Consider the following 24,266-nt stretch of genomic DNA (forward strand, 5'->3'; position numbering starts at 1 on the left):
TTCCCCAATCAAACAAACACGGCCGGGCGCCTAAATGTTAGCCGTGTTGAAAACACGAATATGCTGTATATAGACGGTTATCAAGAGACTTGGATGCTGTCGCGTTCTACCTCTCTCCCCCCAAAACCAACCGGAGCGCGCTCATGAAAATTCCGCGGGGCGATCGCGGCTGCGAAGCCGGGTTCGACTGAAAGCCGCCACAGCCGTGCCAAGGGCCCTGCGCGAATATGACTGGCGGCAATGGCTGAGGCTGCAGCCGCTGCTGCACGCCGTCAAAACTGCCCGCTACCGGAAAATCGACCGGAGGCTTCTGCGTCAGCCGGCCAAGGACGGCGACATCCAGGGCATTCGCGCGGCCGCCCGGGGTCGCCATGTCCTGCTGACCGTTGCCTTCGGCGACGCTCAATGCCTGGATCTGCAGTTGCGGCTGACGAGCGGACTTGTTCGCCACGATCTCCACATCGTGGCCGACAACAGCGTCGGCGAAGCTTGCGCGGGCAAGAACAGGCAGGTATGCGCGGCTCACGGCGCCGCCTATGTCAGGCTGCCGGCCAATCCATGGACCGTAAGGAGCCCGAGCCGGTCCCACGGCGCGGCGCTCAATTGGATGTGGCACAATATCCTGAAGCCTGGCGCACCGGCCGCGTTCGGATTCCTCGACCAGGACCTTTTCCCGACGCAGCCATGCGACCCCTTCGAACCTCTCGAAGACGCGGCGTTTTACGGCGATCTGCGCCGGGCAGGCGCGCGATGGTATTTGTGGGCCGGCTATTGTTTCTTTCGATTTGACGCCGTCGGCCGCGAGCCTCTCGACTTCGGACTCGACTGGTTCGCCGGGCTCGACACCGGCGGCGCCAATTGGGAGGTGCTCTATCGGGATGTGGACCCGAACACGGTGCCGCAACGGCCGATAACCGCATTCGCCGCCTTGCCGGGAATTGAGCTCAGACAGGCCTATTGCGAATGGCGGGGAAGCTGGCTTCATGAGGTCGGCCTCGACGGCGACCTTTCCTTGAAGGCGAGAAAGCGCGAGGCGGTCCTGCGACTGCTCGCCCCCGCGCTTGAGATCGCGCTTGGATCGGCCGGACAAAGAGATTGACAGTCGACAGACCGACGAAACTTTGGAATTGGAATTTTTGAAACCAGGCCGCCGACATTCGACAATTCAACGGCCATTCGGTCACGACCGATTATCGCAAGGAAAGTCCCATTGCCGACAGTGAGCGTGATTATTCCGGTGCGAGACGGCGCGCAATATGTCGGCGAGGCCCTGCAGAGCATCCTGGACCAGGATCTGGCGGATATCGAAGTCATCGTCGTCGACGATGGATCTCGCGACGACAGCGCCGCGATCGCGATGTCGATCAGCGACCGCGATAGCCGCGTCAGGCTTGTCGCCAACCACGGCAAGGGGATCGTCGATGCGCTGAACATGGGGCTTTCGCTCGCGCGGGCTCCTCTTGCGGCGCGCATGGATTGCGACGATGTCTCGCTGCCCGGCAGGTTGCGCCTGCAGGTGGCGTGTTTCGACGCTGATGCCGATCTGCAGCTGCTCGGTACGGCGGGGTTGCAGATCGACCGGGACGGAAATCCGTTGAGGCCGCTTGACGTCCCCGCCGGCGGCGACCCGTTGCGCGACGCGCTTGCCAGATACAATCCCATGCTTCATCCGACAGTGATGTTCCGGACCGAGGCCGTCCGGCGCGCGGGAGGCTACCGCCGCGCGTTCACCCATGCGGAAGACTACGATCTATGGCTGCGGCTTTCCGAAACGGGAAAACTGGCCAACATGGATGCGCGGCTCGTGAAGCTGAGATCGCATCCGGGGCAGGTATCGCGCATGAAGGAAGATCAGCAAAGGGCGGCCGCGGCCTTGGCCAGGCAGTCGGCGCTGCTGCGTCGCCATCGCGCCGAGCCGTTCGACGCGAACGGCCAAGCCGCGCAGGCCATCGCAAGCTTTCTGGCGTCGCGCGCCGCCACGGGGGTCGGCATCTCCAGCCGGGAAAGACGCGACATCGAGTTGCTGTTGCGGACCGCGGACATACCCCTGGCCCTCACTCTAAAGCTGCTGTTCCTCGCGGCTGTCGGGGCGCCCTCCTTCAGGACGCTCGCGCTGGGACCTCGACTGGCCTGGCGCAGGATGATCGCGCGTCCCGCAAGAACGCGGCTCAACTGATGCGGCCCGAATGATGCGTCTCGTCGTCGATCTCTCGAGCATGGTGCGTTGGCTCGGCCCTCCGGTCGGCCTGGTCCGCGTGCAACGCCACTACGCCGCGGCGGCGGCCGCATTCAAGGCTTCCGATGTGGCGTTCACCGTGTTCGACCCGATCGATCGAGCCCTTAGACAGGTTTCGCCTGGCATGGCTGCGGAAATCATCGCCGGCGACATTTCGTGCGACATGAGCTTTTACCCGGACCCGGCCCGCATCAAGATAAGGTTTTACGATCGCTGGCCGAGTTGGGCGCGGCGGTTGCTGATGGCGATCATAAGACCGCGCCGGATCCTGATAACGGAAATCGGCGCGTTCGGCCGGCGCCATCCCGGCAGCCCTTTTCTGCGTTTCCTCGAGCGGATCGAAAACCGGCTGATGAAGGAAAACGAGCGACGGCAGGTCGCTCGCGAGGACGGTTCACGCGCTCGTATCGTCCCGCTCAGGACCGTGGCCGGCGACAAATACGATCTTTCGCCCGGCGACCATCTGCTGTTGATGAACAACGACTGGGCGCATACCGATATCGAGGTCATTTCTCGCGAGGCGCGCTTGGCCGGCGCAAAGCTGATCGTGCTCTTGAACGACATCATTCCGATCCAGTTTCCCGAATGGTACAAGCCGCACGACGTCAAGAGATTCACCGATTACGTGAACCTGGCGGTCGGGCTGGCAGACCGCTTCATCCTGACGTCGAGGCGCGTCACCATCGATGTCGAGGACTATGCGGCCAAGCTCGGCGTTCATCTGCCGGAACTGAAGCAGGTCCCCCTCGGCTGCGACAGCGCCCGCGAATCGACGGCGGACGGCCGCCTGCCGGACGGGATCGAGACCGATCGCTATATCCTGTTCGTTTCCACCATCGAGCCACGCAAGAACCATTCGCTGCTCATGGATGTCTGGAGGCGCATCGTCCTGGATGGAACGGTCGCGCGCAACGGCATGAAGCTGGTTTTCGTCGGCCGCAGCGGCTGGATGGTCGATGCGGTCCTGGCGAAGCTTCACGGCCATCCCGACTACGGCAAGAGCCTTGTCCATCTCGACAACGTCGATGACGCAACGTTGTCCCGCCTTTACCGCAACAGTGCGTTCTGCGTTTATCCGTCGCTTTATGAAGGATATGGGCTGCCGCCCGTGGAGGCACTGGCCTATGGGAAGGCGCTGATCGCCTCCACGGGCGGAGCCATCGCCGAAGTGGTCGGCTCGTCGGGACTCTGCCTTGATCCGCGCGACGTCGAGGGATGGGAAAACGCCATGCGGGAGTGGATCACCTCGCCCGCGGCCCGCGCTCCATACGAAGTGAAGGCCGCAGAATTCGTGGCGCGAGGCTGGGAGCAGGCCGGCCGTGAGACACTGGAGGCGACGCTTGCACCGTTCCCGGACGAAGTCCGGCCGTCGCAACAATAGCCATCCTTATGGTTGCCGGGATACTCGGCTTGCCGCCCGGTATTCCGGAATCGGCTCAGGGTTTCGTCGACGATGCAGCGGGCGATCTCACCCCGGCGCTTGACGGAAAGCACATGCACTCGCGCCGCCCGCCCTGTGGCTATCAAATCGTCGCGATTCTCGAGCGCGGCGGAAAGTCATGCACAGCCGGCCGCCCGCGGGTTCGGCCCGTGTTGCTGGACGGACAATGCCATTGGGTTTAGCTTCCTTTCGCCGCACGACCGGTGGTGAATTTCGAGGGAGATGAGACCATGACTTTGCCAAGCGACGCCCTGAAGGACGCGATCGGCCAGACGCGGGACAAATGGGGATGGTTCGTGGCGCTCGGCGTGCTGCTGCTGATCTTCGGCGGCATCGCCTTCGGCAATCTGTTCATCGCCACCGTCGCCTCGGTCTACGTCGTCGGCTGGCTGATGCTGATGGCAGGCGTCATCGAGATCATCCACGCCTTCGGGGTCAGGACCTGGGGACGTTTCTTCTACTGGCTGCTGAGCGGCCTGCTCTACGCCGTCGCCGGCTTCTTCGCCTTCGACAACCCGCTGCTCGCCTCGGCGGTGCTGACGCTGCTGTTGGCCATCGCGCTGGTCGCTTCGGGGCTTCTGCGGTCCTGGGTGGCCTTCAATCACCGGCCGCAGCAAGGCTGGGGATGGCTGCTCGCGGCCGGCATCATCACCATTCTGCTCGGCCTGATGATCGCCATGGGCTGGCCGGTGAACAGCCTTTGGGTGCTTGGCATCTTCCTTGCGATCGACCTGGTCTTCCAGGGATGGAGCTTCATCGCCATCGGCCTGGCGCTGAAGCGGTAGCGGCGCCCTAGACTAGAACGCGATCTCGGCGTCCAGTTGCGAGAGCGGGCGCACGCCCGCCAGCAGCGCCCTCGCCTCGGCCTCGTCCTTTTTCATCTGCGCCACCAGCGCATCGAGGCCGTCGAATTTGAGCTCCGGCCGCAGGAAGCCGAAGAATGACACCTCGCAGGTCTCTCCGTAGAGATCGCCGGAAAAATCGAAGACGTAGGTTTCGAGCAGCGGCGCGCCATTGTCGTCGACGGTGGGACGCCGGCCGAAGCTGGCGACGCCATCATGGAGCGTGCCGTCGGCGCGACGGAAGCGGACGGCATAGATCCCTTCCTTCAAGGCCGCTTCCGGCGAAAGCCGCATATTGGCGGTCGGGAAGCCGAGGGTGCGACCAAGCTGCTGGCCGCCGATCACCTTTGCTTCGACGGTGAAACGGTAGCCGAGCAGGCCGGCGGCCTCCTCCACCTTACCCTCGGCGAGCAGTCCCCGGATGCGGCTCGACGAAACAACCTCAGCGCCTTCATCGCGGAAGGCGTCGACCAGCGTCACGCCGAAGCCATGCCGTTCTCCGGCAGCCATCAGAAAGGCCGGGCCACCCTGGCGGTCCTTGCCGAAATGAAAGTCGAAACCGGTGATGACGTGGCGGATGCCGAGGTTCTTCTCCAGCACGTCGGTCACGAAAGCCTCGGGCGACAGCGAAGCGAAATCGCGCGTGAACGGCTGCTCGACCAAAGCGGCAAAGCCAAGCCCGGCAAGCAGCCGTGCCTTCATCGGCGGCGGCGTCAGCACGAAGAGCGGCACCTGTGGCCGGAACACCTTGCGCGGATGCGGCTCGAAGGTGAGCACCAGAGCGGGCACGCCGTTGCGGCGGGCTTCGGTCAGCGCGCGCTCCAGGACGGACTGGTGGCCGCGGTGGACACCGTCGAAATTACCGATCGCCACGACGCCGCCGCGCAAATGCGCGGGCAGCGGCGCGACCGCAGAAAGACGTTCGAAAGCTTGCTTCATGTCGAGGCGTCCGCCATGGCCAGACCACCAACCTATTGCAGACGCGGAATGACGGCGACCGTCCGGTAGCCGTGCTTTTCAAGGAAGCCAGCCAGCCTTGCGGGGTCGGGGCGGAGCGGATCGCCATAGTCACGAGCGTGGATGCCGCCGGAGACATAGAGCACGTCGAAGCCGTTGTCTGCCGCGCCCTTGACATCGGTCATCATGCCGTCGCCGATGGCGAGAACCTCGCTGCGCTCGACGGCGTGGCCGAGAAGGCCGGCGACCTCCTTCATGGCGACATCGTAGATCGGCGCGAAGGGCTTGCCGGCAATCAGCGTGCGCCCGCCCAATTGCGCGTAATCCCGCGCGAGCGCGCCGGCGCACCAGATGGTTCGCTCGCCGCGCTCCACCAGGATATCCGGATTGGCGCAAATGAACGGCAGATTGCGGGCACGCAGCCGCCGCAGCAGTTCGGCATAGTCGGCGGGCTTCTCGACCTCGTCGTCATAGAGGCCCGTGCAGACAATGCCCGAGGCCTCGAATTCCTCGACCAGATCGACGTCGAGCCCGTCATAGAGCGTGAAATCGCGCTCGGGACCGATGTGAAAGATCTTCCTGGGTCCTTCGGCGATCAGGTCGCGGGTCACGTCGCCGGACGTGACGACCCGGTCGCAGGCATCGTCAGGGACGCCGATCACCTTCATCTGGGCGACGACGTCGGCGCTGCGACGCGGCGAATTGGTGATGAGCACGACTGGCACATCCGCCGCGCGCGCCCTTGCAAGCGCGGCGGCAGCAGCCGGAAAATGCCATTCGCCGTTGTGCACGACGCCCCATACGTCGCACAGTATGGCGGCGTAGCGCCCCGCCAGATCGTCGAGCGAAGCGATGATGTCAGGCGAATCCGCCATGCCGTGTCCCTGATTTCGATCATGAACCGCGTCGCGCTGAAGGCCGCCGCGGTCGGCCCCGCATAGCCGAAGCGCCTCATCCTGTCACCAGCTTTCCCGACCTGCCCTTCCGTCAAGCGCGGACGGGCACCGGATATCCGCCATGGGCGGACCGCCGGTTGCACAGGGTTAACGCGCAGTCAAAGAGGGCCGCGTTCTTGATAGTTTCGCGAAAGCTGAAATTTAACGATTTATGACCATAGTACCATACCAACTGCGACCATGGTCGTACTCCAACATGGATCCTTGGCGAGGGTAAGCACAATGATCCGCGATTTTTTTCACGACAGGCGAGGAAACTACGCCTTGATGACGGCCATCACGATGATACCGCTGATGGGCGGCGTCGCGGTTGCCATCGACTATGCCGAACTGGTGCGGGAACGGCAGGAGACGCTGAACGCGCTGGACGCCGCTGGTATCGCGACGGCACAGCAGATCGTCGGCGGCGCCAGCGATAGCGACGCCAAGGCCTATGCCAAGACCTTCTTCGAGGCCAATCTCAGGCACGTCCTTCCGGCGAACACGACACTGACGGTTACCCTGCCGAACAACAATGCGGGCGGCGGCACGCTGGTGCTCGAGGCCGCCCTGAAATACAAGCCTTATTTCCTGCCGGCCGCGGTCGCGTTGCTTGGTGGAACCCTGGGCCAAACGGACCTCAACTTCTCGGCCAGGTCCGAAATTCGCCTCAAGAACACGTTGGAAGTCTCGCTGGTGCTCGACAATTCGGGCTCGATGACCGAGCTCGGCCACGGCTCGAGCCAGGTGCGGTTCGACCTCCTGAAGAGTGCCGCCAAACAGCTGGTCGATCAGCTGGCCGGCCAGGCGCAGCTGATGAAGCAGGTTTCCAAGCCGGTTCAGTTCAGCCTGGTTCCGTTCGCTGCCTCGGTCAATATCGGCTCGGCGAACGCCGGTGCGACCTGGATGGACCAGGACGGCATCTCGCCCATCCAGCACGAAAATTTCGACTGGACGACAATGACCCAGGCAAATTCGCCCTGGCCACAGAGATATGTCGAGAAGGTCGGCAGCATCTGGTATGCGCGCGGCACCGATTGGGACGTCTCCCAGAAAGACAAGGCGCTGACGCGTTTCTCGCTTTACAAATGGATGCAGCGGATTTCGGCGTGCACCAAAGACTGGAACAACGTTTGCACGTCCAACATAACCTACGCCCCGATAGCGACTTGGGGCGGCTGCGTCGAGTCCCGTCCCTATCCTTATAACATCCAGGATACGGCCGCCTCGACCTCGACGCCGGCGACACTGTTCGTGCCGATGTTCGCGCCTGACGAAACCGACAATACCGACAGCAACTCCCGGCCGGCAAACAACAACTGGCACCTCGACGTCACGCCGAGCACCGACAACCCGACGCGCCAGAAATACATGCCGAAATATTTCAACTACGGCACCAAGGTCACCCCTGCCTATGGCATCAATGCCGGCCCCAACACCAGTTGCAGCACGACCGCGATCACGCCGCTGACCGATGTTTCGACCTCGACCGGCGCCACCACGGTCAAGAACGCGATCGACGCCATGGTCGATGTCGGTGCTACCAACGTCCCGGAAGGCATGGCCTGGGGCTGGCGCACGCTTTCCAGCACCCCGCCCTTCACCGAAGGCCGAGCGGAGACGGAAAAAGGCAACGACAAGGTGCTGATCGTGCTCACCGACGGCGCTAATACCTATTACACGCCGACATCGGTGATCGCGCAGAGCTATTCAGGCTCGAACTACAACAGCGGCGGCAACGACCTTGCCGGCAACAAGGCCATCTATTCCTCCCTGGGCTATCTTGCATATGGCAGCCAGACCAAGCCGTTCGGGAGCACCTACACCTATGGCCGACCATTCCTCGGCACCAGCACCAATGTCAGCAAGACCGATTATTCGAACGCCAACTACACCAAGGCGATGAGCGAGCATTTCGCCACGCTGTGCGACAACGCCAAGGCGGCCAATATCATCGTCATGACCATCGCGCTCGACCTCGATTCCAGCAACACGGCCGAGGCGGCACAGATGGCAGCCCTGAAGACCTGCTCGTCGGGCTCGCGTTTCAGGAAGGATCCGACCGACCCGACCAAGCCGGCGAAGCTGTTCTGGAACTCGACCGGCGCCACGCTGTCGGACGATTTCAAGGCCATCGGCAACGAGCTGTCGAACCTGCGTATCGTCAGCTAAACGGCACGGCAGACGATCGACGACGCCCGCCGCGAGGCGGGCGTTTTTCACCGTGGGGCCATACCATGGCAACCGGTTTGGTTAGCGGTAAGTGAAGTCGCCGTTAAGCAATCGAGTGGTTTACCAAACCGGTCCTTCAGCGTTTTGTGGAAGTGTGACCGACAGAAAATCCGTCGGCGCGGGGGCCGCTTACCTGAAATGCGTGAATTCTGGCGTCACTTCTGCCGCGACCGGCGCGGAAACTATGCGCTCATGACGGCAATCGCCATGGTGCCGCTGATGGGGGCGGTGGCGATGGCGGTCGACTTCAGCGAGCTCAACCGCCAGAAGCAGATGGTGTTGAACGCGCTCGACGCCGCCAATTTCGCTGCGGCGCGGCGGCTTGCCGAAGGCGCCACGGACGATCAGATCAGAGCCTACGCGGTCGACTTCTTCAACGCCAACCTGAACAACATCGATCCCGCCAACATCTCGCTCAATATCACGCTGCCCACCAGCCAGGCCGGCGGCGGCCTGCTCACCATGAGCGCGACGCTGAACTACCACCCTTATTTTTATCCGTCCTCCTCGCTGCTCGTCGGCGCATCCACGGTCGATGCGAACAAGTCGATCAACCTCGACATGGACTCCCAGGTGCGGTTGAAGAACACGCTGGAAGTGGCGATGGTGCTCGACAATTCGGGCTCCATGACAACGCCCGGCACAGGCACGGGACAGAAGCGCATCGACCTGCTCAAGCAGGCCGCCAAGCAGCTTGTCGACACGCTGGCGCAGCAGGCATCGCAGATCAAGCAGATCGACAAGCCGGTCCAGTTCAGTCTCGTGCCCTTCGCGGCGTCCGTCAATGTCGGGCCGAACAACGACAACGCCGCGTGGATGGACACCTACGGGCTGTCGCCGGTCGCCAATGAGAATTTCGACTGGTCGACGCTGAATGCGCCGGACAAGTACGCCCAGAAAACCAACGGGATGTGGTATAAAAAGGGTGCCGGCTGGGGCACGGAGGAAGGCCAGATATTGACCCGCTTCGAGCTCTATCGGGACATGAAGGTCGTCACCAGCCACGAACGTATCGCTGGCAGCAAGCGCGTCGTCTGCGACGAATATCGCGACAACCACACGTGCAAGCACAGCCACGACGAATATGACTATGTCGACACTTACGGGCCGTTCGCCAGTTGGCAGGGCTGCGTCGAGGTCCGGCCTTATCCTTACAATGCCGACGACACACCGGCATCCGGCGGCCCTAACAACACCGGTATTGGCGTCGGAGACCCCGCGACGATGTTCGTGCCGATGTTCGCTCCGGACGAACCCGGCAATCACTGGTACGTGACGCAGGACCCGGATGAGCCGAGGCCGGTAACCTATGGCGCGGCCAACAGCTGGTGGAACGACGACCCGTCGAGCACCACCGGCAAGGCCAGGCAGTCGAACATGGCCAAGTATTTCATGCCCCGGCCGATCAATGCGCCGGTGCTGTCGAAGGGCGCCGGCCCGAACTACAGCTGCACCACCACGCCGATCACGCCGCTCACCGACGTCACCAATGCGGACGGGCTTGCGGCCATCAAGGCGGCGATCGACCTGATGCAACCCAACGGCAACACCAATGTGCCCGAAGGCACGGCCTGGGGCTGGCGCACCGTATCGAGCGCCGAACCCTTTACCGAAGGCCGTCCGGAATCCGAGCGCGGCAACGACAAGGTCGTCATCGTTCTCACCGACGGCGAGAACACCTATTCGACGGTCAATTCCGACCCGGCCGGCAACAAGTCGACCTATGCCGCCTACGGCTATACCGGCGTCGGCTATAACGGCACCTCGGTCACCCGCCTGTTCGGCGGCACGTCGAGCGCCATCGGCCAGTTCAACTACTCGTCGAGCAACTACACCGCGGCGATGAACGAGCAGATGGCGAAGCTGTGCGACAACGCCAAGGCGGCCAAGATCATGGTGATGACGGTGGCGCTAGACATGTCGTCGACCAGTTCAACCGACCAGAAGGCGATGGCCGCACTGAAGGCCTGCTCTTCCGATTCCCGCTTCCGCAAGGATCCGGCCGACCCCAGCAAACCGGCCAAGCTGTTCTGGAACGCCACCGGCGCAACGCTCTCCGACAATTTCAAGGAAATCGCCAACGAATTGTCGAACCTGCGCGTGGTCGGATAAGGCGCGCTGGCGCAACGGTACCAACCGCCAACCCCTTGCGAGTTCCCGCGAAGCGGCGCACATCTCGGGCACTTTCCGGAGACTGCGATGCCCGACGCCGCCAATCACCTCACTTTCGCGCTGATCTGCCTCGGCATGGTGCTCACGCCGGGGCCGAACATGATCTACCTGATCTCGCGCTCGCTGTCGCAAGGGCCAAAAGCCGGGCTGATCTCGCTCGGCGGCGTGGCGCTGGGCTTCCTGTTCTACGTGGTGTCGGCGGCCTTCGGCATCACCGCGCTCATCTTCGCCGTGCCTTACGCTTACGACGCGCTTCGCTTCGCCGGCGCGCTCTATCTCTTATGGCTCGCCTGGCAGGCGCTGAAGCCCGGCGGGCGCTCGCCCTTCCAGGTCCGCGAGTTGCCGAGAGACAGGCCGCGTAAGCTTTTCGTCATGGGGCTGATGACCAACCTGCTCAATCCGAAAGTAGCCGTGCTCTATCTGTCGTTGCTGCCGCAGTTCATCAATCCGGCCAAGGGCCATGTCCTGTCGCAGCTTCTGGTGCTCGGCGTGACGCAGATTTCGATCAGCCTCACCGTCAACGCCATCATCGCCCTAACGGCCGGCTCAATCGCGACCTTCCTCGCCGGACGGCCGTTCTGGCTGGTCGTGCAGCGCTGGATGATGGGCACGGTGCTGACGGCGCTGGCCTTGAGGATGGCGACCGAAGCGCAAAGATAAGGTAGCATTGATATTCAGGTGAGGCCGGCCTGACCTGAATCTCAACACAACCTGAACTTACATCGGCCGCCGCACAGGCCGGATCTGCTCCGGCTCGACCACCTTGCGGTAGAGATGCCAGGTCGCGTGGCCGAGGATCGGCATGACAACGGCAAGCCCGGCAAACAGCGGGATCGAGCCGACCACCAGCAACACGGCGACCGTCAGGCCCCAGAGCGCCATCGTCAGCGGATTTGCCATCACCGCGCGGGCCGAGGTTTCGATCGCCGAGACGGCGCCGACGTCGCGGTCAAGCAGCAGCGGAAAGGCAATGACGGTGGTGGCCAAAACGACAACGGCGAAAACGAAACCGACGGCGTTGCCGACGAGGATCAGCGTCCAGCCCTTGCCGGTCGTCAGCACGTCGCGCACAAAGGCGCCGACCGAGGCGGGCGGCTCGGCGCCGAACAGGCTGGTGTAGAGCGACTGCGCGGTGAACAGCCACAAAAGGAACAGCGCGAAGAGCAGGATGCCGATGACCGCGATCGACGGCAGCGCCGGCGAATGGCGGACATCGAGCGCGTGCCGCCAATGGGTGTTCATGCCGAGCTCGCGCCGGCGGCTGATCTCATAAAGGCCGATGGCCGCGAACGGGCCGATCAGCGCGAAACCCGACATCAACGGATAGACGAGTTGGATGGCGTTCGAGCCCGAGGTCCATTGCGTCAGGATCAAGCCGACGATCGGATAGACCAGGCACAGGAACACATAATGCGAGGGCTTGGCCCAGAAATCCTCGGCGCCGAGCTTCAGCGCATCCCAGAGGTCCGAGGTGGAGATATGGCGCACCGTGGGCTGCGCATGCATCCCGTACGCGTCCGCCATGACATGAAAACCGGCCATAACCGTCCTCCGTTTGTCAGTGCACGAGCTCCCGAAAACCGGAAGGTTCTCGCCAAAGCAATCATGCGCCAGATCAACGCGGGTCGGTCACCGCCTGCGGTGGCCGCCCGTGGCTGCCACTTCAAGAACGACCGCATCATAATCGATCTTCCGGGAAAAGTCGCCGCTTCACGCGATTTTCATCGGCTGCCCGGCAAAAGCCACGATCGCCCTTATCAGAGGCCGGATGAACACCTCGATCACAGCCTTCCCCGATCTCAACCGCCGCACGTTGCTCGCAACCGCCGGCCTAGCGGCGCTTGCCGGCATCGCCGCCTGCAGCACCGTCACGGTGCCGACCGGCGAAGGCGCCGGCGTCTCTTCGTCCGCCACGGCGACACTGGCCGGTCTTCGCGCCTCGGCCGGGCTGCCGGCGCTGGCCCCTGACACGCAGCTCGAGCAGGCGGCGCTGCAGCAGGCCGGTTACATGGCCTCGCGCGAGCGCATGAGCCACACCACCGGCTGGGGCAAGGATTTCGCCTCGCGCATGAAGGACAATGGCGTGCGTGGTGCTGCGGCCGAAAACATCGCCGAAGGCCGCTTCGATCAGCAAAAATTGTTCGACATCTGGATGCACTCGACCGGCCACCGTCGCAACATGCTCGATCCGGACTTCAGCCGTTTCGGGCTGGCTTACGTGCGCGACGGCCGAGATCCGGCGCTGCGCTATTGGGCGTTGGTGCTGGGCCGCTAACCGCCGGCCTTCTTGTTTGGCGCATATCGTTATCCCAAAACCGCTACGCACTTTTGGGCGGCATGCATTACTTCACTTCGTCGTCGCCTTGAACTTGCCCATCAGGTAGGGACCGGAGCGCACCGGCCCGTATTTCGGCGCCTCGCCCTCGGCCAGGCATGCGCCCAGAACCGTGATCTCGGCGTTCCAGTTCGGCTGGTGGAAGAAGGCCATGGACTGCCGGCGATCCTTGCCGCCCTGCTGCGCCGGCGGGTTGACGACGCGATGCACGGTCGACACCCAGCGGTCGTTGGTCCAGCGCGCCATCAGGTCGCCGATGTTGATGACGAAGGCGCCGGGGATCGGTGGCACCTCCGCCCATTCGCCGTCCGGCGTGACGATCTGAAGTCCGCGCGACCCTGGCTGCGGCAGCAGGATGGTGAGGCTGCCATAGTCGGTATGGGCGCCGGCGCGGACCTGGCCGGGCTGCGGCGCGACATGCTGCTCGGGATAGTTCAGCGCCCTCAGCGCGCTGATCGGCGCATCGAGGAAGGGATCGAAATAGGTTTCCGGCAGGCCGAGCGCGGTGGCGAAGACCCGCATGATGCGCAGCGCCAGATCTTCCAGAGCCGCGTAATAGGCTTTCCAGGCTTCGACGAAGCCGGCGGGCTCGGCCGGCCAGATCGTCTCGGCATAGCAGAAGGCCAGCGCCTCCGGGTCCTCGATGCCCGGAGGGACGCTGAGAGGCCCGCCGTTGAAGCTCTCCTTCAAGTCTGGCGGTGTGTCGACGTTGCGGGATTTCGCCAATGCCTCGAGTTCGGGGCCGAGATATCCATACGGATAACCCTTATACGGCGCCTTCGAGCGTTGCTTTTCCTCAGGTGGCAGGTCGAAGAAGGCCTTCGCCTTCGACCATGCGGCGTCGATCACAGCCTGCGGAACGCCGTGGTTCGTGACCGCCAGGAAGCCGGTGCCGCGACAGATGCGATCGACCTCGCGGCCGAGCGCCTTTTTCTGCGTGGCGCTCGCGGCCTCGAATCGTCCGAGATCGAATACGGGAAATGACGGGTTTTGCATCGCGCTCATCCAACCGCTCAATGCCCGAATGGTGCAGTCTGCCGGCTGTGATCTAGGACCAGCCGGCGTGGCGGTCCTAGTCCATATGGGCTGCGGGCGTCCCACCCGCCGGCGCCGCTTTCGGCTTGCGCAGCAGGATAACGAATGGAATCGCGACCAGCGTCATCACCATCAGGATTTTGAAGTCGTTGATGTAGGAGATCATCATCGCCTGGACATTCACGGCACGGTCGACCTGCGAAAGCGCTGCGGGATCGCCGGCGGCCGCCGCCGGAGACGCGGCCCACAGGTTCGGGTTGTACGGGTTGATGAAGGCCGAAAGCTCGGTGTGGTTGATCTGGGTGTTGCGCACCATCAGCGCCGCGACCACCGATACGCCGATGGACGAGCCCAGATTGCGCACCAGGCTGAACAGCGAGGTGGCGTCGGTGCGGTAGCGCGCGTCGAGCGTGGCGAAGGCGACCGTCGACAGCGGCACGAACACCATGCCCATGCCGAGACCCTGGACGACACCCGAAGAGATGATCAGCCAATTGTCCATCTGCGGCGTGAAACTCGCCATCGTATAGAGCGACTGCGCGGTGAGCAGGAAGCCGATGGCGACGAGGATCCTGGCATCGATCCTGTGCATGATGCGGCCGACGACCAGCATCGAAATCATCGTGCCGATGCCGCGCGGACCCAGCACGACGCCGATGGTCACGGTCGGGTAGCCGAAGATATTGGCAAGCATCGGCGGCAACAGCGACATCGAAGCCAGGATCAGCACGCCCATGATGAAGATGAAGCCCAGCCCGGTCACGAAATTGCGGTCGAGGAAGATTTTTGGATCGATGAAGGGATGCTCTGACGTCACCGTGTGGATGATGAACACCCAGAAGCCGGTGAGCGACAGAGCGAGCTCGATCCAGATCTCGGCCGAGTTGAACCAGTCGACCTCGCCGCCGCGGTCGAGCAGAAGCTGCAGTGCGCCGACGCCGATCGACAGCATGGCGAAGCCGAAGAAGTCGAAGCCGCGCATGCGCTTGGCGACGACGGGCAGATAGGCGGCCATGCCGAGGAAGGCGAGGATGCCGACCGGCAGGTTGATGAAGAACACCCAGCGCCAGTTGAAGTTTTCCGTCAGCCAGCCGCCGAGCGTCGGCCCCAGGATCGGCCCAAGCATGATGCCGGCGCCCCAGATCGCCATCGCCTGGCCATGGCGCTCCTTCGGGTTGATGTCGAGCAGGAAGGTCTGCGACAGCGGCACGATGGCCGCGCCGAACACGCCCTGCAGCAGCCGGAAGAGCACCATCGTCTCGAGACTCCAGGCAAGGCCGCAGAGCATGGAGAAGATGGTGAAGCCGACAACGGAGGCGAGGAACAGCTCCTTGCGGCCAAGCCGGTCGGCAAGCCAGCCGGTAACCGGCGTCATGATCGCCGCGGCCACGATATAGGAGGTCAGCACCCAGTTGATGTTGTCGGGCGACGCGCCGAGGTCGCCTGTCATGGTCGGCAGCGCGACATTGGCGATCGTGGTGTCGAGCGCCTGCATGATCGTCGCCAGCATCAGCGCGACCGTGATCAGTCCGCGATGCGGCACTTCCTTGAAGGCTTCGGGCGTGCTCATGGTGCTGAACTTCCAGCAGGTAACAAAAACGTGTAGACTAGAGCATGATGCCGAAAAGTGTGAAGCGGTTTTCGGACGACATCATGCTCTATCTCTTTGATTTAGAGGCGGATTCAGATTTCAGGTCGAACAGACCTGAAATCATCCGGCTCTAGGTTTCCGGGCGGCAAAGCCTTCCGTTGAGAGACCTTCATCGCGGTGGGACGCGATTATCGATGTGGGGGTTACATCGACTGAAAGTCTCTGGCAGAGCGGATTGCTGCCGCCCGGAAACCTGAGGACCGACGGGTCCGCGACGAGGCCTCGGCTTTCGGACCAGCCGCGATGCGGCTTGCCTCGCTGATCCTTGTCACTCCTCCCATCAGACCAATCCCCTCAATGCCCGCCGCGTCGCGACGGGCCTCGCTGTCGTTACTGCGCGTGCTCCCCTGCCGCGGCGTGGCCGAAGATCGACGGTAGGCCGCGCGCCACGCCGGTGTCGACGGTGACGGTGGCGCTCATGCCGGTGCGCAGCGCCATTTTGGCATCGGGATCGGTCAGTTCCAGGCGCACGGGAATGCGCTGCGTGACCTTGACCCAGTTGCCGGTGGCATTTTGCGCGGGCAGCAGCGAAAACTCCGCGCCCGTGCCGGCGCCGATCGCCTTGACGATCGCCTCGAAGGTGCGGCCCGGATAGGTGTCGACGACGATCTCGGCCTTCTGGCCCGGCTTCATGTTGGTGAGCTGGGTTTCCTTGAAATTGGCGTCGATCCAGGTGTCGCCGGTCTCGACCAGCGCGAACAGCGGCGTGCCGACGGAGACATACTGGCCGACCTTGAAGGACGCGGCCTGGTAGATGACGCCGTCGGCCGGCGCCTTCACCGTCGTCTGCGCCAGATCGTAGGCGGCCTTGTCGCGCGTGGCCAAGGCCGCCATCACGGTCGGATGCTTGTCGGTCTCGATGTCCGGATTGCCGCCGAGCGCCGCCTTGGCGCTGACGATGCCCTGCTCCGCGACGGCCAGCTGCTGCTTGGCCTTGTCGAGGTCGTTGCGGGCCTGGTCGAGCGAGGACTTGGCGTTGATGCCCTTCTGCGCGAGATCGGCGGCGCGGCCATATTGCGACTGCGCATAGTCGACTTCGCTGGAGGCGGATTTTTCCTGCGCCGTCGCCTGGCTGTAGGCGGCGCGCAGCTGCTCGACGTTGAGGCGCGCGGCGGCGACCGCCGCATCGGCCTGGGCCAGCGCGATCCTGTAAGGCTCGGGATCGATGACGAAGAGAAGGTCGCCCTGCTTGACCATCTGGTTGTCGGCAATGCCGACCTGGACGATACGACCGGCCGTGTCGGAAGCGACCGAAATCCTGGCCTGCTGCAGGTTGGCGTTCTCGGTTTCCTGATAGCGCCCACCTGTCACCCAGACATACGCGCCGCCGACGAGCAGGGCCAGCGGCAGCGCGACCATCAACAGGAAGCGACCGGGGCGACGCTTCTTCTTCGGCGCGACCGGGGCCGGCTGAGGCGCAGGCGCCACCGCGACCGGAGTGGCCGCCGGCTGTGCGGGCGCCTCAGCGACCGGCTGCGCCGGCGCACCCAGCTTCGTGACGTTGTCGTCTTCCCGCTTGGCTACCGCGCTCATGCCGCTGCCCCTTCCCTGCTCTTTATCTTTTCGAGGGACGATGCCTCGCCGTCCGTCAGGTTCCGCACGATGGTGTCCAACACCCGGATCAGGATGCGCCGCTCTTCGGGCGAAACACCGGTCAACGACTCCTCATAGACCTCGCCGGCAAGGCTTTTGACATCGGCGTAAGCGGCGCTCGCCTTGTCGGTCGGGAAGATCATGCGCACGCGCCGGTCGGTGGCGTCCTGGCGGCGCTCGATCCAGCCGCCCTCCTCCATGCGGTCGACGAGGCGCGAGACACTGATCGGCTCGATTTCGAGCAGCTCGGCCAGCCGCGCCTGGGTGATGCCTTCTTCCTTGGCAACACGCACCATCAGCCGCCATTGCGCCGAGGAAAGGCCCAACCCACTGGCACGCACCTCGAAACGCTTGCGCATCAGGCGCTGCACGTCGTGGATCAAAAACCCCAATCTGTCGATACCATCTGAAACCATGAGCGATACATATAATAAGCGTGCTTACTATTCAAGTGGATGCTTTGTGCAAGAAGCCGGCAAATCGAGATATCAGGGTTCCGATGCGTCGATGGTTAGCGTCCGGTGAAGATAGCTCCGATGCCTTCGTCGCCTGCACGATGGGATTTCTCGGCAGACTCGTCGCCTCGGCGATCAAGCGCGACCAGGGCGTCAAGGATTGGGGCCACCTGATCGAAGGTCATGGCGGCATGCTCGACCGCACCGACAGCTTGGTCTTCGCTGCGCCGATCTTATTCCACATCGTGCACCATTTCTGGACGGTTTAATAACCGGTCAGAGCCGGTTACGCATCAGCAAGGTGACGACGAAGAACGCGCCGAGCGAGCTGGTGATGATGCCGATCGGCAGTTCCTGCGGTGGCAAAAGCGTGCGGGCCAGCAGATCGCTCGCCAACAGCAGGATGGCGCCGAACAGCGCGCAGGCGATGACCAGATTGCGATGCAAGGGGCCGGAGAGCGGCCGGCTGAGATGCGGGATCATCAAGCCGACGAAGCCGATGACGCCGGCCACGGCAACGAGAATGGCGGTCGCCAGGGCGGCGACGAGGAATGTCGCGCGGCGCATCCTCGCCACCGACACGCCAAGGCTCTCGGCGGCGCTTTCGCCGGCGAGGAAAGCATCGAAGCGGCGGTGGTTCCACAGGCCATAGGCGAGGATGATGCCAGCGCCAAGCGCCGCCAGGCCGATATTGTCCCAGCGGGCAAGACCGAGCCCGCCCATGGTCCAGAACAACACCGAATGGGCGGCGCGCTGGTCGCCGGCGAACACGAGATAGTTGGTCAAGGCAGTGAATAGAAATGAGACGGCGAGGCCGGCCAGGATCAGCCGCTCGGGCCCCTGCCCCTTCACCCGCGACACCAGCAGAAGCACAATCGTCGCCGCCAGCACGCCGCCGGTGAAGGCGGCAAGCGGCAGCGTCCAGACGCCGAACGTGTCGCCGAATACGGTGATGACGGAGACCGCGCCCGCCGCCGCGCCCGAGGAGAGGCCAAACAGGAACGGATCGGCGAGGTCGTTGCGAGTGACCGTCTGTAGCAGCGCGCCGACCACGCCAAGGCCGGCGCCGACGGCGATCGCCAGCAACGTGCGCGGCAGCCTCAGGTCGACGACGATGCTGCCGACCGGGCCGGATGGGCTCTGGCTGCCCAGTCCGGCCGCATGCGCCAGTGCGCCAACGACCTGGCGCAGAGGTATCAGCGTCGAGCCATAGGCGATCGAAAGCAGCCCGAGCGCGACCAGCAGCGCAGCGCCAAGCATCATGGCCAAAGCGAACGATCGGCGGCGCAGATTCACGGCGTGGGACCTGCCGCCGCGATCCCGGCGTTCGGGATTAGCCGAGGCATCCGCGACTTCGTCGATGCCGCAAGGGGCGGTCCACCCATCATTCCAGGGCGAAGCAGGCGCGAAGCACCGCGTAGACCCTGGAATCCATGCCGTGACCTGGCGCGAGAAGTGCCGCGGTGCGGAATTCTGAGCAGCGGCAACGCCTCGGCGTTACGGAATGGATCCTTGGGCCTGCGCCGCGTCGCTTCGCTCCTTGCTCCGCCCGTGGATGACGAAGTCGCGAGTGTTTTGGCCAATCTCCAAGGCGGTCGATTCACAGGCACGCGATCCGTCAATGAAGCCATTCCCACCCCATCAGAACTCCAGGCCTAAAACGCTTCCGGATGCATGGCCCTGGCGATCTTGCCGATCGCCTCGATATTGGCGGGTCCGGGCGTCAGCTCGGCGTAGCGCAGCGCGACGAAGCGCTCGTTCCTGACAGCGTCGGTCTGCTTCATGGCCGGATGGACTTTAAGGAAATCGAGCAGCTTCCTGTAGCCGCCGCCATCCTGGTAATCGAGCAGGATAAGGAACTGCGGATTGCGCGAGGCGACCGTCTCCCAGTCGGTGTTGCCCCAGCTCGTCTCCATGTCGGCCATGATGTTTTCGCCGCCGGCGGCTGCGATCATGGCGTTGGGAATGGCGAACTTGCCGGCGGTGAAGGGCTTGTCCTCGCCGGAATCGTAGAGGAACACGCGCGTGCCCTTGCGGTCGCCGACCTTGGCGGTGATATCGGCAAGCTCGGCCTTCCAGCGGGCGACCAGCTTTTCGGCCTCCGTCTCCTTGCCGAAGATCTTGCCGAGCTTTTCGACGTCGCCATAGAGCAAGTCCATCGAGGCGGCGGGCCGGTTCTTGTCGAGATGGACGCAGCTTTCGGTCAGCACCAGCGTCTTGATGCCGTGCGGGGCGAGCGTGTCGGGCGTGACCTCGCCGCCCGGTTTCATGCCGTAGTACCAGCCGGCGAAGAAGAAATCCGGCTGCACGGCGACGAGGTTCTCCAGCGTCGGATATTTTGGCGCCAGCTCCGGGATGGAGCCCTGCTCCGCCTTGAACTCGGGGCCGACCTTGTACCAGCCGGTGATGCCGGTAAGCCCGACGATCGACGGCTGCAGCTTCAGCGCGAAGGCCATCTCGGCCATGTTGAGGTCCTGGATGACGGCGCGTTTTGGCGGTGCATCGAAGGTGAGCGGCTTGCCGCAGCTGTCGACGGTGACCGGGAAGGCGAAGGCGGCCGAGGCGAGAAGCGAGAAGGCAAACGACAAAGCGAGGCGTTTCACGGGGTGGTGCTCCTTGTTTGGGTTGGGCAGGCTCAGGATGACGAGGAAGCGCGCGTGGGCAGTTCGAAGACGGTGAGCTCGCGGTCCTCGGTCGGGTGCCGCAGGCGCAGCACGTCGATGCCGAAAACCTCGCGGATATGCGGCTGCGCCAGCGCCTCGCGGGGCGGCGCCAGCGCGTGCAGCCGGGCGTTGCTCATCACCGCGACGTTGGTGGCGAAGGGCGCCACCAAGGCGAGATCGTGCAGCACGGCGACCACGGTCATGCTGAATTCGGCCACCAGTTCGAGCAGTTCTGCGCGGGCGCGCGGATCAAGGTGGTTGGTCGGCTCGTCGAGGAACAGGATCTTCGGCTCTTGCGCGATGGCACGGGCGAGCTGCGCGCGCTGGCGCTCGCCGCCGGAGAGCGAGCCGATGCTGCGCGCGAGCAGTGGCAAGAGCCCGGTCCGGCGCAGTGCTTCGACGACGATGTCGCGGTCGTCGTGCCGGCGCCTCAGGCCGGCATGCGGGACGCGGCCAAGCTCGACATAGTCGATGAGCGCCAGCCGTGGATCCGGCTGGTCCGTCTGGCCGACGACGGCGATGCGGAGCGCCCGCTCGGCGGCGGTGATCCTGTCCAGCCGGCGCCCGGCCAGGCGAACCTCGCCGTGGCTCGGCGACAACGCCCCGCACAACATGCGCAGCAGAGTCGTCTTGCCGGCGCCGTTCGGGCCGATGATGGCGAGGCGCTCACCCGCCGCCAGCGACAGGCTGACATCCTCGACCAGCGTCCGGCCGTTTGCCGTGGCGCCCAGATCGCGGGCTTCAAGCAGGGGCGCGCTCACCGGCCTTGCTCCCTGGCCTTACCCGCGGCGGGGATGCGCGCCAGTATCTTGCCGGCGAGCCTTGCCGGGCGCTGGCCGGAATTGCACCAGCCGTCGGGCAGCGAGGCATAGAGCCTGGCAAATTCCACCAGCGCGCCGGCGTCGGTGCCCCTGTCGATGGAACCGAAGAGATAGGTGGCTTTGCCTTGCGCCTTGAAGGCCACGGTGAGCGGCCGCGCGCAACCCGCCATGCAGTCGATGGTCTCGACGGCAAAGGAAGGCGCCGGCTGCAAGGAAAGCATGGAACGCAGGTCGGCGCACAAACCCTCGCCGGACCTCAACGCGGTCACGGTATCGCGACACAGAGAACAGACGATGATGCGATGGCTCGAGCGTTTCACCGTTTCACGGAAACGGCGAACCGCTCTATCTCTTTGTTTTGACGCAATTCCAGACGGAAAACCGCTACACACTTTTCCTGGAATTGTTCTCGAGGCGTCCAACATTTCCGTCACTTTCCAAAATGGCGACGGAAGGATGCTGGACGAGCCGGCCGACAAGACCGGCGCCCGCGTCTCCTCCCGGCACACCCCGTCCGGTCAACTCATGTCGATGGCAGGTCTCCTGGCTCGCGGGTCGTTGCGCCATCCGCCTTCCCAGCCTTGCCGGCCAGTGGCGTTTCGGATGGAACTCGCCGCTCACAGTTGCGGGGGCAGCCACGGGTTCAATCCAGACCGGATCTCACCGTGTTCCCTTTTCACCCCTCGCCTTGCGGCTCGAGGACCATGACGCAACCATCGTAGGTTGTCCGCGCGCGAGTCGCAACGGCTTCTGTCCGCCCATCGCGCGAAAGACATGGCGGGATCCTCGTGTCGGTGCCGCAAGTCGCCTGCTTCGTTTTGATATGTAATAACATTACCAGATAGAATACGCTGCCTTGGCTTGTCAACGTCATTCGACTTCGCTCGAAGCGCAATTTCGATCAAACTGGCCGCCGGTGCGGGGACTAGTGTCGCCCCGCCAGATGCGAGGAACCATGAACCCGACCGAGAAAGCGCTGTGGTTTGTCGAAAGCCATCTGCCGGACGCGATCAGCCTCGACGAAATAGCGGCAAGCAGCGGCGTGTCGCGCTTCCATGTGACGCGCGCCTTCGGCGCCGCCACGGGACGATCGGTCATGGGTTATATGCGAGCGCGCCGCTTGAGCGAAGCGGCGCGCAAGCTGGCCGGCGGCGCGCCCGATATTCTTTCGGTCGCGCTCGATGCCGGCTACGGCTCGCATGAGGCTTTCACGCGGGCCTTTCGCGAGGCGTTCGGCACCACGCCGGAATTGGTGCGCGCGCAAGGCTCGACCCAAAACCTCGACCTCGTGGAGCCCATTCTGATGGACAGTTCGCTTCTCACCACTCTCGAGCCGCCGCGCTTCGAGACCAGCCGCCCCTTCCTCATCGCCGGTCTCGGCGAGCGCTACAGCTGCGAGACCAGCGCCGGCATTCCAATGCAATGGCAGCGCTTCGCACCCTATATCGGCAACGTTCCAGGCGAAGTGCCTGGCGTCTTCTACGGCGTGTGCACGAATGGCGACGATGCCGGCAATTTCGACTATGTCGTCGGGGTCAAGGTGACGGATTTCTCCGATCTGCCGAAGGATTTCTATCGCGTGCGGGTGCCGGCGCGGAAATACGCGGTGTTCTCGCATCGCGAGCACATCTCGGCCATCCGCCGGACCATCAACACGATCTGGAACAGCTGGCTGCCGCCATCCGGCCACGAAATCGCCGACGCGCCGGAATTCGAGCGCTATGGACCCGAATTCGACGCGCGCACCGGCAATGGCGGGTTGGAGATCTGGTTGCCGGTGAAGGGGTGAGCGCCTTCCCTTCACCTTGTGGGAGAAGGCAAAGAGCTAAAGTTCCAGATCCCACGTCTGCCCGACAAGGTCCTTGCCGAACGAATGGTGGCGTTCCTCGTCGACCAGCTTGAAACCCACTGCTTGATAGATGCGGCGGGCCGCGCCCAGTATGTCATTGGTCCATAAGGTCAGCGTCTTGTAGCCCTTGGCGCGCGCGAAGGCGATGCTTTCGTCGACCAGGCGCGCACCGATGCCAAGGCCGCGCGCCGATGGCTCGACATAGAGCAGCCTGAGCTTCGCCACCTCCGGCGACTTGCGCACGACGAAGACGGAACCGACAACCTCGCCCGCGCGCTCGGCGATCCAGGCACGCTCCCACTTCGGATCGAACTTCTTGACGAATTCGCCAAGGATCTCGGCGACCAGCGCCTCGAAGGTCCCGTCCCAACCATACTCCTGCGTGTAGAGCATGCCCTGGCGGCGCGTGATCCAACCGATGTCGCCGACCTGGAGCGGCCGCAGGATGTAGGCTTCCGTCGGTTCGGGTTTGTCGCCGAGCAGCTCCTGTACGGTGCGCATGGCCTTGACCAGCCGCTCCTGGTCGACAGGCGCCAGGCGATCGAGCAGCGCCCGCACCTGGTCGTGCGAATCCTGGTCGAGCGGCGCGAAGGCCTGCCTGCCCGCGGGCGTCAGCGCGATCGAGGCGCGGCGCGCATCCGCCTCGGTGGCTTCGCGCTCGACCAGGCCGCGCTCCTCGAATTTCTTGAGAAGACGGCTGACATAGCCGGGGTCGAGGCCAAGCTCGCGGATCAGGTCGCTGGCGACGAGCCCGTCGCGATGCGCAAGCTCATAGAGCACCCGCGCCTCGGTCAGCGAGAACGGGCTCCTCAACAGGCCCTCGTCGAGCAGGCCGATCTGGCGGGTGTAGAATCGGTTGAAGGACCGGACCGTGTCGATGCGCTCCTTGCCGGGGCGGTCGTGGATCGTCATGGGGATTTCCTCCTGTCTTGGACAGGATCAATCATTTAGTTGACTGAGTCAACGAATAGGTCAGACCTTACGATGTCGCGAGGGGCGGCGCCGTAGATTTCCCATTTTGGTAAATAGCACTTGTTCCCGATATGGGA

At 63.8% G+C, this 24,266-nt stretch carries 21 protein-coding genes, 1 pseudogene and 1 riboswitch; of the genes and pseudogenes, 10 read left to right on the forward strand and 12 right to left on the reverse strand.

All coding sequences use genetic code 11. The features are described 5' to 3' along the window. Window positions 1-205 precede the first annotated feature (205 nt). The 4 genes from FJ957_RS26595 to FJ957_RS26610 all read left to right on the forward strand — a co-directional run bounded on the left by FJ957_RS26595 (window position 206) and on the right by FJ957_RS26610 (window position 4,462). The gene (locus FJ957_RS26595) at window positions 206-1,099 is read left to right on the forward strand and encodes a hypothetical protein (protein ID WP_140835790.1); all 894 of its coding nucleotides are present in this window, start codon (window positions 206-208) and stop codon (window positions 1,097-1,099) included. Between the two features lie 120 nt (window positions 1,100-1,219). Beyond that, window positions 1,220-2,176, forward strand: a complete 957-nt coding sequence (locus FJ957_RS26600; protein WP_246685979.1) for a glycosyltransferase — start codon at window positions 1,220-1,222, stop codon at window positions 2,174-2,176. 10 nt (window positions 2,177-2,186) lie between these two features. Further along, window positions 2,187-3,617: a glycosyltransferase family 1 protein gene (locus FJ957_RS26605; protein WP_140835794.1), complete on the forward strand. Its 1,431-nt coding sequence runs from the start codon at window positions 2,187-2,189 to the stop codon at window positions 3,615-3,617. A 290-nt stretch (window positions 3,618-3,907) separates the two neighbouring features. Continuing rightward, complete coding sequence (locus FJ957_RS26610; RefSeq protein WP_140835796.1) at window positions 3,908-4,462, forward strand: HdeD family acid-resistance protein; 555 nt, start codon at window positions 3,908-3,910, stop codon at window positions 4,460-4,462. Window positions 4,463-4,474: 12 nt separating this feature from the next. Here the strand turns inward: FJ957_RS26610 and FJ957_RS26615 are convergent, their stop codons facing one another. Beyond that, the gene (locus FJ957_RS26615) at window positions 4,475-5,458 is read right to left on the reverse strand and encodes a bifunctional riboflavin kinase/FAD synthetase (RefSeq protein WP_140835798.1); all 984 of its coding nucleotides are present in this window, start codon (window positions 5,456-5,458) and stop codon (window positions 4,475-4,477) included. Between the two features lie 32 nt (window positions 5,459-5,490). After that, on the reverse strand, window positions 5,491-6,351 hold the full coding sequence (locus FJ957_RS26620) for a TIGR01459 family HAD-type hydrolase (RefSeq protein WP_140835800.1): 861 nt from the start codon (window positions 6,349-6,351) through the stop codon (window positions 5,491-5,493). A 303-nt stretch (window positions 6,352-6,654) separates the two neighbouring features. Here FJ957_RS26620 and FJ957_RS26625 point away from each other — a divergent pair, with 303 nt between their 5' ends. The 3 genes from FJ957_RS26625 to FJ957_RS26635 all read left to right on the forward strand — a co-directional run bounded on the left by FJ957_RS26625 (window position 6,655) and on the right by FJ957_RS26635 (window position 11,475). Next, window positions 6,655-8,583: a pilus assembly protein gene (locus FJ957_RS26625; protein ID WP_140835802.1), complete on the forward strand. Its 1,929-nt coding sequence runs from the start codon at window positions 6,655-6,657 to the stop codon at window positions 8,581-8,583. 198 nt (window positions 8,584-8,781) lie between these two features. Next, the gene (locus tag FJ957_RS26630; RefSeq protein ID WP_181180724.1) at window positions 8,782-10,755 is read left to right on the forward strand and encodes a pilus assembly protein; all 1,974 of its coding nucleotides are present in this window, start codon (window positions 8,782-8,784) and stop codon (window positions 10,753-10,755) included. A gap of 87 nt (window positions 10,756-10,842) precedes the next feature. Then, on the forward strand, window positions 10,843-11,475 hold the full coding sequence (locus FJ957_RS26635; protein ID WP_140835806.1) for a LysE family translocator: 633 nt from the start codon (window positions 10,843-10,845) through the stop codon (window positions 11,473-11,475). Window positions 11,476-11,532: 57 nt separating this feature from the next. Here the strand turns inward: FJ957_RS26635 and FJ957_RS26640 are convergent, their stop codons facing one another. Further along, window positions 11,533-12,357, reverse strand: coding sequence for a DUF2189 domain-containing protein (locus FJ957_RS26640; RefSeq protein ID WP_140835808.1), 825 nt, complete (start codon window positions 12,355-12,357; stop codon window positions 11,533-11,535). Window positions 12,358-12,583: 226 nt separating this feature from the next. Here FJ957_RS26640 and FJ957_RS26645 point away from each other — a divergent pair, with 226 nt between their 5' ends. Continuing rightward, window positions 12,584-13,090, forward strand: coding sequence for a CAP domain-containing protein (locus FJ957_RS26645; protein WP_140835810.1), 507 nt, complete (start codon window positions 12,584-12,586; stop codon window positions 13,088-13,090). 72 nt (window positions 13,091-13,162) lie between these two features. On the opposite strand, the gene FJ957_RS26650 is transcribed toward FJ957_RS26645, so the two are convergent. The 4 genes from FJ957_RS26650 to FJ957_RS26665 form a co-directional block, all read right to left on the reverse strand. Further along, a complete protein-coding gene (locus FJ957_RS26650) occupies window positions 13,163-14,155 on the reverse strand; it encodes a 2OG-Fe(II) oxygenase family protein (protein ID WP_246685973.1) in 993 nt (330 codons plus the stop codon). Window positions 14,156-14,222: 67 nt separating this feature from the next. Then, window positions 14,223-15,755 carry a DHA2 family efflux MFS transporter permease subunit gene (locus tag FJ957_RS26655; RefSeq protein WP_140835815.1) on the reverse strand — a complete coding sequence of 511 codons (1,533 nt, stop codon included), beginning with the start codon at window positions 15,753-15,755 and terminating at the stop codon, window positions 14,223-14,225. 411 nt (window positions 15,756-16,166) lie between these two features. After that, window positions 16,167-17,369 (reverse strand): HlyD family secretion protein, encoded by a 1,203-nt coding sequence (locus FJ957_RS26660; RefSeq protein WP_140835821.1) that lies wholly within the window; start codon window positions 17,367-17,369, stop codon window positions 16,167-16,169. After that, window positions 17,366-17,845: a MarR family transcriptional regulator gene (locus tag FJ957_RS26665; protein ID WP_140835826.1), complete on the reverse strand. Its 480-nt coding sequence runs from the start codon at window positions 17,843-17,845 to the stop codon at window positions 17,366-17,368. Before FJ957_RS26665 ends, FJ957_RS26660 begins: the two co-directional genes overlap by 4 nt. A gap of 128 nt (window positions 17,846-17,973) precedes the next feature. Here FJ957_RS26665 and FJ957_RS26670 point away from each other — a divergent pair. Next, window positions 17,974-18,153, forward strand: a pseudogene (locus FJ957_RS26670) (phosphatidate cytidylyltransferase); the annotation flags it as partial. Between the two features lie 7 nt (window positions 18,154-18,160). Here the strand turns inward: FJ957_RS26670 and FJ957_RS26675 are convergent. From FJ957_RS26675 to FJ957_RS26690, 4 genes are all read right to left on the reverse strand, one after another. After that, the gene (locus FJ957_RS26675) at window positions 18,161-19,147 is read right to left on the reverse strand and encodes an iron ABC transporter permease (RefSeq protein ID WP_140835828.1); all 987 of its coding nucleotides are present in this window, start codon (window positions 19,145-19,147) and stop codon (window positions 18,161-18,163) included. A 392-nt stretch (window positions 19,148-19,539) separates the two neighbouring features. Further along, window positions 19,540-20,487 carry an ABC transporter substrate-binding protein gene (locus FJ957_RS26680; RefSeq protein WP_140835830.1) on the reverse strand — a complete coding sequence of 316 codons (948 nt, stop codon included), beginning with the start codon at window positions 20,485-20,487 and terminating at the stop codon, window positions 19,540-19,542. A 32-nt stretch (window positions 20,488-20,519) separates the two neighbouring features. After that, a complete protein-coding gene (locus FJ957_RS26685; RefSeq protein ID WP_140835832.1) occupies window positions 20,520-21,308 on the reverse strand; it encodes an ABC transporter ATP-binding protein in 789 nt (262 codons plus the stop codon). After that, complete coding sequence (locus FJ957_RS26690) at window positions 21,305-21,793, reverse strand: DUF1636 family protein (RefSeq protein ID WP_140835962.1); 489 nt, start codon at window positions 21,791-21,793, stop codon at window positions 21,305-21,307. Before FJ957_RS26690 ends, FJ957_RS26685 begins: the two co-directional genes overlap by 4 nt. Before the next feature lie 90 nt (window positions 21,794-21,883). Beyond that, window positions 21,884-22,090: riboswitch (cobalamin riboswitch) on the reverse strand. A gap of 233 nt (window positions 22,091-22,323) precedes the next feature. Between FJ957_RS26690 and FJ957_RS26695 the strand changes: the two genes are divergently transcribed. After that, a complete protein-coding gene (locus tag FJ957_RS26695) occupies window positions 22,324-23,157 on the forward strand; it encodes an AraC family transcriptional regulator (RefSeq protein ID WP_140835833.1) in 834 nt (277 codons plus the stop codon). A gap of 36 nt (window positions 23,158-23,193) precedes the next feature. On the opposite strand, the gene FJ957_RS26700 is transcribed toward FJ957_RS26695, so the two are convergent. After that, a complete protein-coding gene (locus FJ957_RS26700; RefSeq protein WP_140835835.1) occupies window positions 23,194-24,129 on the reverse strand; it encodes a bifunctional helix-turn-helix transcriptional regulator/GNAT family N-acetyltransferase in 936 nt (311 codons plus the stop codon). Window positions 24,130-24,266: the final 137 nt, after the last annotated feature.

Origin of the sequence: Mesorhizobium sp. B2-4-6, assembly GCF_006442775.1 — a bacterium.
Lineage (GTDB): Bacteria > Pseudomonadota > Alphaproteobacteria > Rhizobiales > Rhizobiaceae > Mesorhizobium.

Excerpts from the sequence above, each read along its gene's own strand:
- FJ957_RS26605 (WP_140835794.1), top strand. The coding sequence starts at position 2,187 with ATGATGCGTCTCGTCGTCGATCTCTCGAGCATGGTGCGTTGGCTCGGC.
- FJ957_RS26610 (WP_140835796.1), top strand. The coding sequence starts at position 3,908 with ATGACTTTGCCAAGCGACGCCCTGAAGGACGCGATCGGCCAGACGCGG.
- FJ957_RS26615 (WP_140835798.1), bottom strand. The coding sequence starts at position 5,458 with ATGAAGCAAGCTTTCGAACGTCTTTCTGCGGTCGCGCCGCTGCCCGCG.
- FJ957_RS26620 (WP_140835800.1), bottom strand. The coding sequence starts at position 6,351 with ATGGCGGATTCGCCTGACATCATCGCTTCGCTCGACGATCTGGCGGGG.
- FJ957_RS26625 (WP_140835802.1), top strand. The coding sequence starts at position 6,655 with ATGATCCGCGATTTTTTTCACGACAGGCGAGGAAACTACGCCTTGATG.
- FJ957_RS26630 (WP_181180724.1), top strand. The coding sequence starts at position 8,782 with ATGCGTGAATTCTGGCGTCACTTCTGCCGCGACCGGCGCGGAAACTAT.
- FJ957_RS26635 (WP_140835806.1), top strand. The coding sequence starts at position 10,843 with ATGCCCGACGCCGCCAATCACCTCACTTTCGCGCTGATCTGCCTCGGC.
- FJ957_RS26640 (WP_140835808.1), bottom strand. The coding sequence starts at position 12,357 with ATGGCCGGTTTTCATGTCATGGCGGACGCGTACGGGATGCATGCGCAG.
- FJ957_RS26645 (WP_140835810.1), top strand. The coding sequence starts at position 12,584 with ATGAACACCTCGATCACAGCCTTCCCCGATCTCAACCGCCGCACGTTG.
- FJ957_RS26650 (WP_246685973.1), bottom strand. The coding sequence starts at position 14,155 with ATGAGCGCGATGCAAAACCCGTCATTTCCCGTATTCGATCTCGGACGA.
- FJ957_RS26655 (WP_140835815.1), bottom strand. The coding sequence starts at position 15,755 with ATGAGCACGCCCGAAGCCTTCAAGGAAGTGCCGCATCGCGGACTGATC.
- FJ957_RS26660 (WP_140835821.1), bottom strand. The coding sequence starts at position 17,369 with ATGAGCGCGGTAGCCAAGCGGGAAGACGACAACGTCACGAAGCTGGGT.
- FJ957_RS26665 (WP_140835826.1), bottom strand. The coding sequence starts at position 17,845 with ATGGTTTCAGATGGTATCGACAGATTGGGGTTTTTGATCCACGACGTG.
- FJ957_RS26675 (WP_140835828.1), bottom strand. The coding sequence starts at position 19,147 with ATGATGCTTGGCGCTGCGCTGCTGGTCGCGCTCGGGCTGCTTTCGATC.
- FJ957_RS26690 (WP_140835962.1), bottom strand. The coding sequence starts at position 21,793 with ATGTTGGACGCCTCGAGAACAATTCCAGGAAAAGTGTGTAGCGGTTTT.
- FJ957_RS26695 (WP_140835833.1), top strand. The coding sequence starts at position 22,324 with ATGAACCCGACCGAGAAAGCGCTGTGGTTTGTCGAAAGCCATCTGCCG.
- FJ957_RS26700 (WP_140835835.1), bottom strand. The coding sequence starts at position 24,129 with ATGACGATCCACGACCGCCCCGGCAAGGAGCGCATCGACACGGTCCGG.